The sequence below is a fragment of the Pantoea sp. CFSAN033090 genome (assembly GCF_001264395.1).
Lineage (GTDB): Bacteria > Pseudomonadota > Gammaproteobacteria > Enterobacterales > Enterobacteriaceae > Pantoea > Pantoea agglomerans.
Genome location: NZ_LGYX01000013.1, coordinates 119,812 through 136,608, shown reverse-complemented (window position 1 = coordinate 136,608; position 16,797 = coordinate 119,812). Strand labels below are relative to the sequence as shown.

Sequence of the window (16,797 nt, the reverse complement as noted above, 5' to 3'; positions counted from 1 at the left end):
GCCAGCACCTTTTCTGACAGGTGCGCCTGCGCCTGATGGATCTCTTTGGTCGCGGTGTGCCATTGCCTGGTTCACGCCGCGACCTGCAATAAGGTAGACATAATGAAAATGAAAAAACTGGCTGCACTCTGCCTGAGTGCCGCGTTACTGACAGGACACGTGCTTCCCGCCCTGGCGGATGTCAATCTGGTGCCGCAGGATCTCTCGTCCGCACCAGTCGTGGCACCCGAAACACTGCAACGCCTGAGCTGGCAACCGCTGGCTGCTTCTCAGACACAGACCACAAAAATCGCTAACAGCGGACAGACGCTGAATGCGCCACACATTGCCGGTCCGGTCGCGGCCTATAGTCTGCCCGCCAATATCGGCGAACTGACGCTGACGCTGAGCAGTGAAGTGGCGAACGGTCAGGTTTTCGCACCGAACGTGCTGGTGCTGGATGAAAACCTGCGTCCCGCGGCCTGGTTTCCCAGCCGCTACTTTACCTATCAGAAGCCGGGCGTGATGGCGGCAGATCGACTGGAAGGGGTGATGAAATTAACCCCGGCGCTGGGTCAGCAAAAAATCTACCTGCTGGTGTTCACCACCGACAGCGATCTGACACAAACCACCACGCTGCTTGACCCGGCCAAGGCCTACGCCCAGGGCACCGGTCATGCGGTACCGGATATTCCCGATCCCGTCGCCCGCCACAGCCGGGAAGGGACAATCAAGCTGAAGATGCAGACCAGTTCCGGCTCATCCATTCTGGTCGGGCCGCTGTTTGGTTCATCCGGCCCGAGCGCGGTGACCGTCGGCAATACCGCACCTGCGGCAGCGTACAGCGCAGCACCGGCGCCTGCACCCGCCGCAGCGCCCGCGCCAAAAGCCCGTGCGGAACCGATCATGAGCGACACCGAGAGTTACTTTAACCAGAAGATCAGACAGGCGGTGAACAGCGGCCATATCGATAAGGCGCTGAAACTGCTGGATGAAGCCGAGCGGCTGGGTTCCACCTCTGCACGGCAGACCTTTATCAGTAGTGTTAAAGGCAAGGGGTGAAGCTGCCCCGACAATACTGATGTTGTTCCATCTGGTGCGCTGCGGCGCACCTTTTTTTGTTGCAGAGATCCTGATTGCATGATTTTTTTGCGTGGTTTTACGCATTGCGTAAGTCATGCTGTGGGCAATAGCGTTTGATGAATATAGGCTAACTAAGCTGTTTCAGGGATGACTTTTCTGGAGGCTATATGCGAAGTTACACGACAACACAGGCCCGAAAATATCTTGCTGAAATCATGGATATCGTGATGGCGGGTGAGCCTGTGATTATCACCCGCCGGGGCGGCTCTGCTGCTGTGCTTATTAGTCGCGAAGAGTTTGATATCTGGCAGGAAATAAAACAGGGCGCCAATTTTTCAGGCGATACGGAAAAGCATAATCAGAAACTTTTAATGAAGACTTAGTAACAAAACATTCGCTCTTATCGCGATCAATGCATTTGCATTACCAATGCACTTGCATTACTGTTGCGCTATCTTGTTTTTTCTAGTGAGAATCCGCAATGGGAACTCTGACTCATGCAAACATCTCTCTGCGTGCTTCATCAAAACTGACAGCCCGCAGCCAGACCACTATCCCTGCCGCAGTTCGTGATGCGATGAATCTGCAACCTGGTGAGAATATCGAATACGCTGTTCTGCCGGGCGGCAAAGTCCTTATTACCCGTCAGGAAACGGCGACTGATGATGATCCAGTGATGGCGAGCTTTCTGAGTTTTCTTGCTGCTGACATACGCAACACACCTGCAAATATTAAAACGCTGGATCGAGGATTATTAACTCGCATTACATCGTTGACCGAAGGTATGGACGTTGATTTGGATGCTCCACTCATGGACGATGAGTAATTAAGTATGGAAGACAGCACGGTTATAAATGGATGGCACGTTTATGTTCATCCCTGTTTTGAATCGCAGCTGATTGCGCTGACCAATGAAGTGGAGTTACTCAGGGCTAAATATCCTGAAAGTTACCAGCGAAAAGCGACGACTAAGCTTTTAGCCGCTGTGTTTAAAGTTATCAATAGTGAGATTTGCGCCGATCCACATCAGGCAAAGTTTCGCCAGGGCGATACGCTGGGAGAACAAAATAAGCATTGGTTCCGTGCAAAGTTTTTGATGCAGTATCGTTTGTTCTTTAGATTCAGCGAGCAACATAAAACCATCATCCTTGCATGGATGAATGACGCTGAGACCAAACGTGCTTATGGCAGTAAGCGTGACGCCTATAAAGTATTTTCAGGAATGTTGCATAACGGCTATCCACCTGACGACTGGGCATTGCTGTTAAAGCAATCTCAGGATTGGGCGAATACAAATTCTTAAGTTCATTAAATCCTGAACAGAATCTGGTTTGTTTTTCAGACGCTCGTGCTCAGGGTGATCTTATCACTGTTGAGAGGCGCTGATTACAGTAGCAGCGTGCGAGCCGTTGCCGTCCCGCACGCTGTAATAACTGAAAATTATGTAAAACAGGCTGCGTCAGACACGAGTCTGAGTCGCGTGTTAACCTTCAGTCGCGCAGTAGTCGCTTCCGGCGTGCCGTCAGATCACGCAGCAGCGTGTCAGTGGCAGGATCGCTGAACAGCGTTTCCAGCGTGGCGCTGAGCTTGCGTCGCCAGTTCGGATATTCATCGCTGGTGCCCGGAATATTGACCGGCGCCGCCATATCCAGCCAGTCCTCCGGTTGCAGTCCCAGCAGGGCGCTGTGGCTATCAGCCAGATAGCGCTGCATCGCCCGGTTTAATGCCTTGCTCATGCCGGTGCGACGTGCATCGCGTCCGGCACGTTTCGGCAGGGCACCAACGCGATGCAGACTCTGCAGCAGCGCCTGCTTTGCCCGCAACCGATCCTGATATAGCCCGGCCAGCACCACCTTGTCGGGATAGAGGCCGAGTTGTGCGCCGGTGGTCAAATCATCGCTCTGCCACCAGCCACGCAGCGTCGGAAGATCGTGAGTAGTCGCGACCGCCATTGCCTGCCGTGGCCATTCGGCGGGCGGACGGAAACGCTGGGCTGACTCCTGCTCAAAATAGAGCACCTTATAGGAGTAGACCCCGCCATCACGCAGCTTATGGACAATCGCTTCCGGCACCGTACCGAGATCTTCGCCAATTACCATGCAGCGATGACGCTGACTTTCCAGCGCCAGAATCGCCAGCAGATCGTCGATGGGATAGTGCACGTAGGCACCGTGCATCGCGCTATCACCGGCCGGAATCCACCACAGCCGCATTAGCGCCATCACATGGTCAATGCGCAGTGCGCCGCAGTGGCGCATGTTGGCGCGCAGCAGGGCGATCCACGGCTCCCAGGCGCGCTGACGCATCACCTGCGGATCCATGGGCGGCAATCCCCAGTCCTGGCCGCGCGGGCCGAGAATATCGGGCGGCGCACCGATGCTGGCCTCCATGCAGTAGAGATCGCGCTCGCTCCAGGTCTCTGCGCCACCCTGCGCAACACCCACCGCCAGATCGCGGTAAAGTCCAATCGGCATCTGCTGCTGCTGGCAGATGTCCCAGCAGTCGGCAAACTGCTTCGCGGCCAGCCACTGCAGCCAGAGCCAGAAGCGCACCTGATCGGCGTGCTGTTGCAGGAAGGTCTGCACGGCCGGACTGCCGGGATCCTGCAACGCCTCCGGCCACACCGGCCAGCCCCAGCGATCACTATCCTGTGCTATCTGATCGGCGTGCAGCGCGTCAAACAGCGCCTGATGCTGAAGACTCTCGCCTCCTTCACGTATAAATCCATTAAACGCCTGCACCTCGGGATCGCTGGCGTCACGCTGAGTAAACTGCGGCCACGCCAGTCTCAGCGCGTCAATTTTCAGCCGGGTCACCGCCGCATAATCCACCCAATCTGCTGCACGAGCCTGTTCCAGCGCCTGTTCTGTTTCCGGACGTTGCCACCAGGCCTGAGCGGCAGTGCTCTGCCGGAAATCAGCGACTGCGCCCACATCGATGTAGAGCACATTGAGCCAGCGCCGGGACGAGGGGCTGTAAGGGCTGGCACTCTCCGGGCTGGAGGGAAACAGCGCATGGATAGGGTTAAGACCGATAAACGCGCCGCCGCGTGCGGCTACCTCCGGCAGCATCCGGCGCAGATCGCCAAAGTCGCCGATTCCCCAGTTCTCCGCCGAGCGCAGGGTATAGAGCTGCACGCAGGCGCCCCATATTGACTCACCTGCCAGCAGGGCCGGGGGTTCATAACAGCGGGCCGGGGCAATTATTATCCGGCACGACCACTGCTGCGCACCCTGTTGCAGCGTCAGCTCATGATAGCCTTCAGGCAGCGGCGGCAGATGCAGCGGCTGAGAGGGCTGGCAGCGACCTGAGCTGATTTCACCCGCTTCACTGGTGAGATGCCAGTGGGCATCGTCAGCGAGCTGTGGCGACAGGCTCAGAAGATCGCCGCTGCGAAAAATCACCACCGGTGGCAGCGGCGTGCTCAGCGGATGGGAAGGCTGCATCACCGCCAGCAAACGCTGGCGGGTCAGGGGCGGGATCGCCTGTGGCTTGCCGTGAGCATTGATATACTCAGCGGCGATGCCCGCCCGGGAGAAATCGTCTATAACCGGATCTGTTTTCATGGCGTTCCTTAGCGTTTCGCTTGCCAGATGCGCTGCTGGTAATCGCGGATAGCGCGATCGGAGCTGAACATGCCACAGCGTGCGGTATTGAGGATGGTGGCACGTGTCCAGGCCTCCTGATCGCTCCACAGCGCTTCTACCTGCGCCTGTGCGTCAAGGTAGGGCTGGAAGTCAGCCAGTACCAGATAAGGATCACCGCCTTCCGGGCCGAGACTCTGCAACATCGCATCAAAGGCGTGGCAGTCGCCCTGGCTGAAGGTGCCATCTTCCAGCGCCTGTAAGACCTGATGGAGCTGCGGATCTTTCTTGCGCCACTGCGCCGGGGCATAACCGTCTGCTTTTAAAGCCACCACCTGTTCCACGGTATGCCCGAAGATAAAGATGTTCTCGCTGCCAACCTGCTCAGCGATCTCAACGTTCGCTCCATCCAGTGTGCCGATGGTCAGAGCGCCATTCAGCGCCAGTTTCATATTTCCGGTGCCGGACGCTTCTTTACCGGCGGTGGAGATCTGCTCAGAAAGGTCGGCAGCCGGAATCAGCCGCTCGGCGACGGAGACGTTGTAATCGGGAATAAACACGACTTTCAGACGGTCACCAATGCGGGGATCCTGATTGATCACCTCGGCCACTTTGTTGATGGCATAGATGATGTTTTTCGCCAGTGCATAGCCGGGCGCGGCTTTGGCACCAAACAGCACCACGCGCGGCGTCCGGTTAGCCTGCGGATCGGTGACCAGCGTCTGCCACAGTGCAATGATGTGCAGCAGGCTCAGATGCTGGCGTTTGTACTCATGCAGTCGTTTGATCTGTACGTCAAACAGCGCAGTGGGGTTAATCTCAATGCCGGTCCGCTGTTTCACCCAGTGCGCCAGCGAGACTTTGTTCTGCTGCTTGATGGCGCGATATTCCGCGCAGAAGGCGGCGTCATCCGCAAAGGCTTCCAGCCCCTGCAAGGCATCGAGATCGTTCAGCCAGGGTTTTTGCAATGTCCGGGTGATCAGGGCACTCAGCGCCGGGTTGCACTGATTGATCCAGCGGCGCGGCGTAATGCCGTTGGTCACGTTGTGAAATTTCTCTGGCCACATCTGGTGATATTCCGGGAAGAGATCCTGCACCACCAGTTTCGAGTGCAGCGCCGCCACACCGTTGACCGCGAACCCGCTGGTCACGCAGAGGTTCGCCATCCGCAGCTGGTTATTATGCACCAGTGCCAGTCTGGCCCACTTCGCTTCATCGTCCGGCCAGCGCGCGGTGACAGCCGTTTTTAGCTGCGCGTTCAGGGTATTGATGATCATCATATGGCGCGGCAGCAGACTGCGCACCAGACGCACATCCCAGCACTCCAGCGCTTCCGGCATCAGGGTGTGGTTGGTGTAGGCAAAAGTGTGCTGTGTGATCTGCCAGGCGCGATCCCAGCTTAGCTGATGCTCATCCAGCAGCAGACGCATTAGCTCCGGGATGGCCAGCGTCGGATGGGTGTCATTAAGCTGGATCACTTCATGATCGGCCAGGGTTTCGATGCTGCGGCCGGCCCGATGATGGCGACGCAGAATGTCAGCCAGCGCGCAGGCGCACTGAAAATATTGCTGCATCAGACGCAGTTTTTTACCGTTCTGATGATTGTCATTGGGGTAGAGGACCTTGGTCAGTTTTTCAGCATCAATACCCTGTTGCTCCGCGCGCAGAAAGTCGCCGTCGTTGAAGCGACTCAGGTTAAACGGCTGGGCATGTTTCGCCTGCCATAGACGCAGTGGCTGGCTGATACCATTCTGATAACCCACCACCGGCAGATCCCAGGCTTCGCCGAGCAGTTCAAACGCCGGTTGCCACTGTGGCTGACCCGCAACCGTCACCACTTTACCGCCCAGCCCGACCCGCACGTTAAGCGCGGCGTTGTGGTTAAACCACGGATAGCGGTCGCGCTGCCAGTCATCCGGGCCTTCAATCTGCGCGCCCTGTTCGAAGCGCTGCCGGAACAGACCGTACTGGTAGTTCAGACCGTAGCCCGTAGCGGGCTGACCCACATTCGCCATGGAATCCAGGAAACAGGCTGCCAGACGACCCAGGCCGCCATTACCCAGCGCCGGATCCGTTTCGGTTTCCAGCACATCAGTGAGTGAGATATTCCAGGCGGCCAGGGCCTCGTTGACCGCGTCATACCAGCCCAGGTTCAGCAGGTTGTTGCCGGTCAGGCGACCGATCAAAAACTCCATCGACAGATAGTTAACATGGCGCAGTTCTGTCGGGGCCGGGGGAGCAGGCTGCGCGGCCAGCATATCGGCCAGCGCACCGCTGAGTGCCTGCCACCACTGTGTCGTGGTCATCTCCTGCGCATCGCGCAGGCCAAAACGCTGCCACTGACGGGTCAGGGCAGCATTGAACTGAATCGGGTTGAAATCAGGCTGTGTCATGGTTGATGTCCTGTGAAAACGGAAAATGGATCAATGTGGCGACAGTCTGCCCGCGCGGAAACCCTCGCTCATCCTCCTGCAAAGAATTAGCGGAGGAGGATGGGGAGGGTGGAGAGGATGAGGCTAATCTGAAATCGTTGAAGGAGTGTGATTGCGCACGCTTTTGTAAAGTTTAATTAATGGGTTTGCTTGCATTCATCTGACGAAATGCTGAACCTGTGTAAGGAATAATTACGAAGCGTAAAATAATGATGCGCTCGACAAATGGAGAAACGCGCGCCCATGTTAATACCCGCTAAACTCAGCCGCCCGGTGCGTCTTGAAGGCACTGTGATTCGGGAGAGATTGCTGCAAAAACTCACCGCTGCCGGTAACTATCGGCTGGTGCTGGTCACCAGTCCGGCGGGCTACGGTAAAACCACACTGGTGTCGCAGTGGGCGGCAGGGAAAAGCGATCTGGGGTGGGTTTCTTTAGATGAGGGCGATAATCAGCCGGAGCGCTTTGCCGATTACCTGATTGCTGCACTGCAACAGGCCACTCACGGTGGCTGTCCGCGCAGTGAACTGCTGGCGCAGAAGCGGCAGTATGTGAATCTCAACGCCCTGTTTTCTCAGCTCTTTATCGAGCTGGTGGAGTGGCAGCAGCCGCTATGGCTGATTGTTGATGACTACCATCTGATTACCAATCCGGTGATCCACGACGCGATGCGCTTTTTCCTGCGCCATCAGCCTGAAAATCTGACGCTGATTCTGATGTCACGTAATCTGCCGCAGCTCGGTATCGCCAACCTTCGGGTGCGTGAGCAACTGATTGAGCTGGGCAGCCAGCAGCTGGCTTTTACTCACCAGGAGGCACGACAGTTTTTTGACTGCCGACTGGCGGCCCCGCTGGAAAGCGAAGAGAGCAGCCGACTCTGTGATGATGTAGCGGGCTGGGCTACGGCGCTGCAACTGATCGTACTGTCGGCGCGACAGGGGGCCAGTTCGGCTCAGCATTCCGCCCGGCGTCTCTCTGGCATTAATGCCAGCCACCTCTCCGATTATCTGGTTGAAGAAGTCCTGGATAACGTCGATCTGCCTACCCGCCATTTCTTACTGAAAACCGCGTTGCTGCGTTCAATGAACGATGAACTGATCGCCTGTGTCACCCGCGAAGAGAACGGCCAGATGCGGCTGGAAGAGATTGAGCGTCAGGGTCTGTTTCTGCAGCGCATGGACGATTCCGGCTGCTGGTTCAGCTACCATCCGCTGTTTGGTAACTTCCTGCGTCAGCGCTGCCAGTGGGAACTGGCGGCGGAACTGCCTGCGCTGCATCGGGCTGCGGCAGAGAGCTGGATGGCGCAGGGCTTTCCCGGCGAGGCGATTCATCATGCGCTCGCCTCTGGCGACGCCACCATGCTGCGGGACGTGCTGCTGAAGCACGCCTGGACGCTGTTTAATCAGAGCGAGCTGCCACTGCTGGAGAACTCCCTGAAAGCACTGCCGTGGGAGATGATGCTGGAAAATCCAATGCTGGTGCTGCTGCAGGCGTGGCTGATGCAGAGTCAGCATCGTTTCTCCGAAGTCGACAGTCTGCTGGCGCGTTTTGAACAGGCCAGCCGCTGCGAGATCGACGCAGCACTGCGCGGTGAATTTAATGCATTGCGCGCCCAGGTGGCGATTAACGATGGCAATACCGATGAAGCGGAGCGGCTGGCGAAAGTGGCGCTCGACACTCTGCCAGCCAGCCGTCACTACAGCCGCATTGTGGCAACCTCGGTACATGGTGAAGTGATGCACTGCAAAGGTGAGCTGGATGATTCACTCAAACTGATGCGGCAGACCGAACAGATGGCGCGGCGCGATGAAGTGTGGCACTACGCCCTCTGGAGCCTGATTCAGCAGAGCGAGATTCTGTTTGCTCAGGGCTTTTTGCAGGCAGCCTATGAGATCCAGAGCCGCGCCTTTGTGCTGGTCGACGAACAGCACCTGGCGCAGTTCCCGCTGCACGAGTTTCTGCTGCGCATCCGCGCTCAGTTGCTGTGGGCCTGGGGACGACTGGAAGAGGCGGAGCAGGCGGCCCGGGAAGGCATCAAAGTACTGAACGGTTTCCAGCCGCAGCAGCAGATTCAGTGTCTGGGATTGCTGGTGCAGTGCTCACTGGCACGTGGCAATCTGGATAACGCCCGCAGCTATCTGAACCGGCTGGAAAACCTGCTGAACAATGGCAACTGGCACAGCGACTGGATAGCCAATGCCGACAAAGTCCGGGTCATTTACTGGCAGTTGACCGGCGACAGCCAGAACGCCCGCGACTGGATGCGGCAGACGCCTAAACCTGCCTTTGCCAATAACCATTTTCTGCAGGGACAATGGCGGAACATCGCCCGCGCGCAGATCCTGCTGGGTGATGTGAGCCAGGCGGAAGTGGTGCTGGAGGAGCTGAATGAGAATGCCCGTGCCCTGCGCCTGATGAGCGATTTAAACCGCAATCTGTTGCTGCTGAATCAGATCTACTGGCAGACCGACCGCAAAGCGGAGGCGCAGCGTGTCCTGATTGAGGCGCTGAAACTGGCGCGCAGCACCGGTTTTATCAGCCATTTTGTGATTGAAGGCGAGATGATGGCGCAGCAGTTGCGGCAATTGATTCAGCTGAATACCCTGAATGAACTGGACAGCCACCGTGCCCGGCGCATCCTGCTGGAGATCAACAAATATCACCGTCACAAATTCGCCCATTTCGATGAAGGCTTTGTCAGCCGGTTGCTTAACCATCCTGACGTGCCGGAGCTGATCCGAACCAGTCCGCTGACGCAGCGTGAATGGCAGGTGCTGGGATTGATCTATTCGGGCTACAGCAACGATCAAATCGCCGGTGAGCTGGCGGTGGCCTCCACCACCATCAAAACTCATATCCGCAATCTCTATCAGAAGCTGGGCGTCACCCATCGCAGCGAAGCGATGAATCAGGTGCAGTCGCTGCTGAAAATGATGGGCTATGTCTGACGACAGGCGTATTCAGGGGCGGGCTTCAGCCCGCTCTGCCGCATGTCAGCACACCATCGAAACAGGCGGTCTTTATCAATGGGAAGCGGGGCAGTTACTTTACTGCGCAACATGCAGCTCTGATTTGCCGGATTTCGGGCCCTGATTTCTTCCAGCCGGTGCATAAATATCGCATGCATCAGCGCGTTACGGGCTTCACCTTTATTCAGCCCCGCGAGGTCCCGCCTGCAGCAGTTAGGGTAGTGCTTCCTGAAATTACGGATTTCTGAGGTTCAGGAAAATTAATTCTGAGTGGTTAAACAGTGTCCCCTTACCATACCTCTTAAAAGTCAGATGAATTATAGAAAATGATATATGCTTTTGCTTTTTTTTGAGTTCAGGATTGTCATTCCCTGCTTATGAAAAAAGTGCCTTAATAAAAATGCAATATGTATTATTTCATGAAAAGAGTAAATTGTTAGCAGGGTAATTATTAGCCTTTAATGTCATTAGCTATTAACTAGTTAGTTAAAAAATAGCATCCCCAAAAATTTTTTTTAAAATTAAACGAAAACATTATAAAACAACGAAAAACGTTTCATTACACTCCATAGTTTTTATTTTTTAGATAATTTACTTTTAATGAAATAGCTCATTAGCTATGGGGTGGGCCAGCGATTATCTCATGTATTTATTATCTTTAAGGATGGATTATGAGACATAAAAAATTAACGCTTGCTTTGGCTGTTTTTGTCCTCTCTGCGGCGCGACTTGCAGTCGCTGCACCGTTACATAACCAACCGTTTACGAATCACTCCCCACAGACCTTCTTACTTGTCGGCGATGCTAATGGAGGTGACGGCGGCAACGGGGGTTCTGGTTCTAATTCTCCTGGTGGCCCTGGCGGCGATGGAGGAAATAACAGCGCCAGCGGTAACGGGAATGGCAGCGGTAATGATAACGGCACTGGCAACGGCTCCGCTAACGGTAATGGTTCCGGAGACGGTGACGGCGGCGGTGATGGTGGTGACAGCGGTGGCGATGGTGGTGGTGGTGATGGCGGCGGTGCGTAATCAGGCTGCAGAATCTAACTAAAAATGGTCGCCTCATGAAGGCGGCCATTAATTAAAGGATGAAACTTCTATGTCAAAGCTACACAACAAGCTGATTTTTTTTCCACTATCTGCAGGGCTGCTCCTTTCCCTGCCGGTATTCAGTCAGACACTCCCGCAGGACACTATTCAGCTGTCTGCCTGTGAGAGCCTGAACGGACAAGATGGGAACGGCAGTTCGCCTGATGGAGAAAGTGGTAAAGACGGCGTGCCCGGTACAGGCTGTCTGAACGGAGGTAACGGCGGTAACGGTTCTGCTACAGGTGGTAACGGCGGAAATGGGGGAAATGGGGCAGGCGCCGCGACTGAACCCTACCATAAACACCACAAACATCATAAAAATGGACAGGGTAGCGCCAATGGTGGCAACGGGGGTGATGGTGGTTCAACTGACAATGCGCCCGGAGGTGCTGGCGGTGATGGAGGTAACAATGACCAGTCAGAACATCTGTAAACGATACCGTACCCTACTAAGGTGCTCCACTCTGATACTGGTGATTTTTACACACTGCGGTTATGCCTCTCCGGCCTCCCCGATTCCTTTTCCTGATTCCTTATCACTGATTTCTGATGGTGGAAACGGCGGGGACGGTGGTCCGGGCGAAAACGGAGGGGATGGCGGTAACGGCGGTAATGCTGGTACAGGCTCCAACTCAAATGGCGGAGATGGCGGAAATGGCGGCACTAACGGAGCCGATGGAGGGGATGGTGGCAACGGAGGAAGCGGGAACAACTCATCCGGTGGTGATGGTGGTGATGGTGGTGATGGCGGTGATAGCGGCGGCGGCATATAAGTCATAGCGCAGAGGATGATATGAAAAACCTTCTCATGAAAGCTGTATATCTCATTATTCTCACCTCAGCATTACTGAGACCTTTCATGGTCGTACTCACGGTAACCTCTTCTCTGGCGGCCGGAATATTCAGCACTGCGGCATGGGCAGACGGCGACGGTGGCGACGGTGGTGACGGTGGCGGTGACGGAAACGGGGGCGACGGAGGGAATGCTGGTTCTGGCAGCAACGGAAATGGCGGCGACGGCGGTAATGGTGGTGAAAACGGAGGAAATGGAGGGAACGGCGGTAATGGTGACGGATCAGGTAATGGCGGAAACGGAGGCGATGCGGGTCCTGGCGGCGTCGGCGGGCAGGGTGGCAGTGGCGGGAATGATGGAGGACATGATGGTTCTCCCGGGATGAGTGGAGCTAAATAGTTATCCCTATGCCGTTAACGTGGTCTGCCGGAGGTTAATTACCCCGGCGACTTCATGCATACAGACTAAGCAGACAGCAAGGCAATGCGGAGACACCGAGTTGCCAGGCCTGAACTGCGAAAGCCGGTAAAGTCATATCAGTCGTTTTTACCGGCACCAGTAAATCCCGATCTTCCTTAAAAGATATCGCATAGTGTCAGCCTGAGTGATGGCAGCTTATCCGGCACCACCCAACGATCCAGTTCCCGCCCGGCCTCTGCCGACTCCTGTGACATAACCCCAGCCTCTTCTGCAGGGGAACGGGTTGAATCGCGGCATGCTGGTCACAGATGTTATGTTGCATTAGATCTGAAAGCCGTTCTTATCAGGCCAGGATATTAAGGATCGCAACATAAAAGAAGATACATGTGGTGAGTGTCCGCTATGAGCGAGGAGCGGACGTTCCGTTCTTAATGACTGACTGTTACCATTGCATCCAACATAGCACCCGGCTCATCTAACCTTACCCAAAACAAAAATTAATATCCATAAATCAGCTCTATACACGTATGACATCACCAACTCCTCAAGTCACAAAATATTTTGCCGATAACGATTTTTTAACGATCCAAAGTCCTGGAAGACAGATATGAATAAATTTGTTTATTGTATGATTGCTTTGTGTTTTTCCGGTTTATGTTCCGCAGCTGAAGATTTAGGCTTGGGGACATATTTATGTGATGTCCGTATAACCAGCTCTCATACAGAGACGCAGCTTTTGCCAAAAGCTGCTGTCGTTGAAGACAATGGAAGTAACTACAAAGTGAAAATGCTGGGTAATGAGGTAACATCCCCAGCGCTTGAAAGTGTCATGGGTGGTATTAAACAGCAGGCTACTGTTAACGGAATAACCTTCGTAAGACGTCCTAATTACGATGATCGTTTTATCGTCGAAAATGCGCATTCCGGCTTCTTTTATAAAATGAGAAACTGCAAAAAAAACTAATATTTTTTCCGCTGATGCTTTAAGCATTAGTATAGGATGGCTTTTAAATTAATTGTGTTTTAAAAGTCCCTGTTTACTATATTAACTTGATTGTGAACCTCATATCTTTGCAGCCATGTTATGATTAAAATGCTTCGACAAATTGCTGTCACCTATCCGGCCGATGAGCAATTTAAACTGCTATCATGTCCGTATGCCTTCCAGTTTAACGTTCAAACTGTATTACCTTTGTATTAATTTCTGGCAGCTGCAATGAGGCGGGCCAGACTAAGTTCAGATTTATGTCCGCTATGAGTGAGGAGCAACCATGACCCCAGGGATGGTTTAAATAGGTGATATCCCTTTACCCGTTTTGAGCTGATGCTTTTCTTAGCAGGATGCTTTATGTTGGTCACACTCATCCTGCAGGGTATAACCATGATAAAAGTAGAAAAATCTGATCCATTCTCTTCAGAAACCCATCGTTTAATCGAAATGCTATCAGCAGAACTTGCCGCTATTACTGGTGATAACGGCAAAAGCAATTTCACCACCCAAGCAATGAGTGATGACAAAGCTTTATGGGCATTAGCAAAGAATTCTCAAGGCAGAGCTGTGGGATGCGGTGCTATACGGCCTTTTACCCAAAATATAGCCGAGCTTAAAAGAATGTTTTCAGACCGAAGTGAGTCAGGGATTGGTGGTGCTTTACTCACTTTCCTTGAAAAATCAGCAAAAGAGATGGGATATATCGAGGTTAGACTGGAAACCCGCCACATCAACTATCGTGCTGTAAATTTCTACATGAAAAATGGTTATGTCCCTATTGAGAATTACGGCCTATATATAGGCAGGACAGAAGCTATCTGTTTCTCAAAGGCATTGAGCTGACTATATTAATTGGAACTGACGTCCGCTCCTGTCACAAAGCAAACTGTCATCGGGCTGATGACCGCTATATGCCATTAGCTGACACTGTTTTTAATGTGATTTATTTATTTGATGCTGCCTTTGCTGGAGCACAAAGGAAGTAAAACTACGTAGCGATTATTGCTATTCCCGCTAAGGATAAAACCCATTAGCTAAGCAAACGAACCGCGCCTGGAGACTTACCCGTTACACGCTTAAAAGCCCGGCTGAAAGCAGCCTGAGAGGAGTATCCCAACCGTTGCGATGCGGTGTCGACGGTGATGTTTTCTGACGACAGCCAGCGGACAGCGAGATGCATCTTTACTTCCGTTACATACCGTAGCGGTGGGACGCCGATAGTGGTCTGAAACCTTTCGGCGAATGCGGAGCGGGATATATGCGATTCGGCGGCGAGTTCTGCCACGCTCCAGTCCCGGCCCGGTTCGCGATGAATCGCCAGGATGGCCTGAGCCAGACGCGGATCGCGCAGTGCTGCAGCCAGGCCAGGGCTATTGCCGCAACCGTCTTCCACCCATCCTCTGATAAACATCGCTCCAGCCACATCGGCAAGCCTGGCGAGAATACCTGCATAGCCCACGCGTCCGGAGCATATCTCACGCTTCATCGCATCAAGTATATGCATGAGTCCCGGCCACTGAATCCCCTTTGCATCGGCATGCATAATTTCAGGCAGCACATCAGCCAGCCGTTGCATGCCTCCCAGATCAATTTTCATGCAACCAAAAAACAGCACTGCGCCTGGCGTTTCCTGAGTTCTCGGGCAGGTATCAATCCCACTCACTTTTTCATCCAGTGGTGCCGTTTCAATATTGTCGATATCCAGCACGTCGGCGGCTGTTGCCGACAAAAGCTGATGCCGTTCGCCGTGGGGAAGAAATACAGCCTCTCCGGCTGAAAGCGTAAGAACTTCGCCGTTTGCACTATGGAGCACCATCTCACCTACAGCGACGTAGTGCAGATAAGCATGACCGGGCCTGCTTGCGAAGTTCAGGCCAAACGTATCTCCCGTCTGGATACGCTGATATCGCACGCCGTATAGCCGCAGGCCGGAAAGCAGCTCGCTGATGAGTTCTGATGACAGAGCGAAGGATGAAGTCATATGCCTTTCCGGGTTTTGGGTAAAAAAGTGAGGGTTTTAGAGCATAGATCATCCAGCTGCGCCTGAATAGACTTCTTCTCCTGAAACGACTTTCCAGGAGACTTAGAAATGACGGATGAAACTTCTATCAGGGTTCACAAAGAAAGAGTGCAAAGAGATGAGAAAATCCAGCCAGCCTGGCTTGCGGTTTTTTCGTTAACCATGGGTGTTTTTGGCCTGCTCACCGCAGAGTACCTGCCAGCCAGCTTATTAACGCCTATTGCACGGGATTTGGGTGTGTCAGAGTCTCTTGCAGGACAGGCCGTAACAGTGACGGCGGTGATTGCGTTATTTGCCGGATTACTGATGCCGCGATTAACGCGTGCGCTGGACCGGCGCATCGTGTTGTTGAGCTTTACTGCCCTTATGATCTTCTCAAATCTGCTCGTGGCGCTCTCTTCAGGTATTGTCATGCTGCTGGCAATGCGAATTCTGCTGGGTATCGCGTTGGGTGGATTCTGGAGTATGGCAGCGGCGGTAGCGATGAGGTTAGTGCCGGAGAGGCTGGTACCGCGGGCGCTGTCGATCATTTTCAGTGGAATTGCGGTAGGTACTGTTGTTGCCGTACCGCTGGGAAGTTATCTGGGCGAGATGTCTGGCTGGCGTAGCGCGTTTATTGCCGCTGCTGCGGTTGGCGCACTCTCTTTCATTTTTCAGTGGCTGACGCTGCCCGGAATGCCGCCGGTAGTCAGGACCAGGACGGCATCCGTATTTTCTCTGCTCCAGAGGCCGGGCGTGAGCGTGGGCATGCTGGGGTGCGTGCTTGCACACACCGGCCAGTATGCGCTGTTTACCTATATACGGCCTGCGCTGGAAGGACTCGCACACATAGACGCAAAAGGGCTGGCGTTAATACTTCTGGTGTTTGGCGTTGCTAACTTCATTGGGACACTGTCGGCAGGGTGGCTGATGGAACGCAGCCTGCGTTTTACGCTGATTATTATGCCTGCTCTGGTGGGAGCTGCGGCACTGGGTATGATCACTCTGCCGTTATCAATCGCCGGGCTTACGGCGCTGGTCATGCTGTGGGGGCTGGCATTTGGTGGCATACCGGTGGCGTGGTCAGGTTGGGTCGCCCGGACTCTTCCCGATGAGGCCGAGAGCGCAGGGGGTATGGTGGTCGCCGCCGTCCAATCCTCCATTGCCGCGGGTGCAGCAATAGGTGGCCTGATATATGGCCTCAACGGGGTGACGGGGGTATTCATTACAGCTGCCTGTATCATGCTTACTGCCGCGCTGGTTATTGCATTCCGGGTCAGGGTCTCGCCATCAGCTGAAGGAACGCAAAGCATATAATTTCAGTGACATTTTAAGATGTCGGGACACCTCAATCGAACAGCTTAAGATCCCCGGACCGCACAGCGTTCCGGGCCTGCTGGCTGAGTCTGTTGGCAAAGGGGCGGGTTAACTGCAGAAGCTGGTTAAAATGCGTTTTGA

At 54.2% G+C, this 16,797-nt stretch carries 15 protein-coding genes; 12 read left to right on the top strand and 3 right to left on the bottom strand.

Annotated features, from left to right (window positions below; all coding sequences use genetic code 11):
* Positions 1–102: 102 nt before the first annotated feature.
* The 4 genes from malM to AFL22_RS24035 all read left to right on the top strand — a co-directional run bounded on the left by malM (position 103) and on the right by AFL22_RS24035 (position 2,365).
* Positions 103–1,041, top strand: a complete 939-nt coding sequence (gene malM / locus AFL22_RS13605; RefSeq protein WP_052271608.1) for a maltose operon protein MalM — start codon at positions 103–105, stop codon at positions 1,039–1,041.
* Positions 1,042–1,229: 188 nt separating this feature from the next.
* Positions 1,230–1,445, top strand: a complete 216-nt coding sequence (locus AFL22_RS13600; RefSeq protein WP_033780170.1) for a type II toxin-antitoxin system Phd/YefM family antitoxin — start codon at positions 1,230–1,232, stop codon at positions 1,443–1,445.
* A gap of 98 nt (positions 1,446–1,543) precedes the next feature.
* Positions 1,544–1,888, top strand: a complete 345-nt coding sequence (locus AFL22_RS24040) for a type II toxin-antitoxin system PrlF family antitoxin (RefSeq protein ID WP_052271607.1) — start codon at positions 1,544–1,546, stop codon at positions 1,886–1,888.
* Positions 1,889–1,894: 6 nt separating this feature from the next.
* Complete coding sequence (locus AFL22_RS24035) at positions 1,895–2,365, top strand: type II toxin-antitoxin system YhaV family toxin (protein ID WP_010247344.1); 471 nt, start codon at positions 1,895–1,897, stop codon at positions 2,363–2,365.
* A 187-nt stretch (positions 2,366–2,552) separates the two neighbouring features.
* On the opposite strand, the gene malQ is transcribed toward AFL22_RS24035, so the two are convergent.
* Together malQ and malP are read right to left on the bottom strand one after the other, a co-directional pair.
* The gene (gene malQ, locus AFL22_RS13585; RefSeq protein ID WP_052271606.1) at positions 2,553–4,628 is read right to left on the bottom strand and encodes a 4-alpha-glucanotransferase; all 2,076 of its coding nucleotides are present in this window, start codon (positions 4,626–4,628) and stop codon (positions 2,553–2,555) included.
* 8 nt (positions 4,629–4,636) lie between these two features.
* Entirely contained in the window at positions 4,637–7,039 is a 2,403-nt protein-coding gene (gene malP, locus AFL22_RS13580; protein ID WP_052271605.1) for a maltodextrin phosphorylase, read from the bottom strand.
* Positions 7,040–7,321: 282 nt separating this feature from the next.
* Between malP and malT the strand changes: the two genes are divergently transcribed.
* The 7 genes from malT (at position 7,322) to AFL22_RS13545 (ending at position 14,183) form a co-directional block, all read left to right on the top strand.
* Positions 7,322–10,024, top strand: coding sequence for an HTH-type transcriptional regulator MalT (gene malT, locus AFL22_RS13575; protein WP_033760251.1), 2,703 nt, complete (start codon positions 7,322–7,324; stop codon positions 10,022–10,024).
* Positions 10,025–10,945: 921 nt separating this feature from the next.
* Complete coding sequence (locus tag AFL22_RS24520; protein ID WP_223564369.1) at positions 10,946–11,098, top strand: hypothetical protein; 153 nt, start codon at positions 10,946–10,948, stop codon at positions 11,096–11,098.
* Between the two features lie 48 nt (positions 11,099–11,146).
* Positions 11,147–11,569, top strand: a complete 423-nt coding sequence (locus AFL22_RS13565) for a hypothetical protein (RefSeq protein ID WP_052271604.1) — start codon at positions 11,147–11,149, stop codon at positions 11,567–11,569.
* Between the two features lie 116 nt (positions 11,570–11,685).
* Positions 11,686–11,916 (top strand): hypothetical protein, encoded by a 231-nt coding sequence (locus AFL22_RS13560; RefSeq protein WP_033760254.1) that lies wholly within the window; start codon positions 11,686–11,688, stop codon positions 11,914–11,916.
* Between the two features lie 152 nt (positions 11,917–12,068).
* Positions 12,069–12,314: a hypothetical protein gene (locus AFL22_RS13555; protein ID WP_241773187.1), complete on the top strand. Its 246-nt coding sequence runs from the start codon at positions 12,069–12,071 to the stop codon at positions 12,312–12,314.
* Positions 12,315–12,956: 642 nt separating this feature from the next.
* Entirely contained in the window at positions 12,957–13,313 is a 357-nt protein-coding gene (locus tag AFL22_RS23460) for a hypothetical protein (RefSeq protein ID WP_072123922.1), read from the top strand.
* Between the two features lie 384 nt (positions 13,314–13,697).
* Complete coding sequence (locus AFL22_RS13545) at positions 13,698–14,183, top strand: GNAT family N-acetyltransferase (protein WP_033780181.1); 486 nt, start codon at positions 13,698–13,700, stop codon at positions 14,181–14,183.
* Positions 14,184–14,370: 187 nt separating this feature from the next.
* On the opposite strand, the gene AFL22_RS13540 is transcribed toward AFL22_RS13545, so the two are convergent.
* Complete coding sequence (locus tag AFL22_RS13540) at positions 14,371–15,321, bottom strand: AraC family transcriptional regulator (protein WP_052271602.1); 951 nt, start codon at positions 15,319–15,321, stop codon at positions 14,371–14,373.
* A gap of 108 nt (positions 15,322–15,429) precedes the next feature.
* Between AFL22_RS13540 and AFL22_RS13535 the strand changes: the two genes are divergently transcribed.
* Positions 15,430–16,656: an MFS transporter gene (locus AFL22_RS13535; protein ID WP_052271601.1), complete on the top strand. Its 1,227-nt coding sequence runs from the start codon at positions 15,430–15,432 to the stop codon at positions 16,654–16,656.
* Positions 16,657–16,797 lie beyond the last annotated feature (141 nt).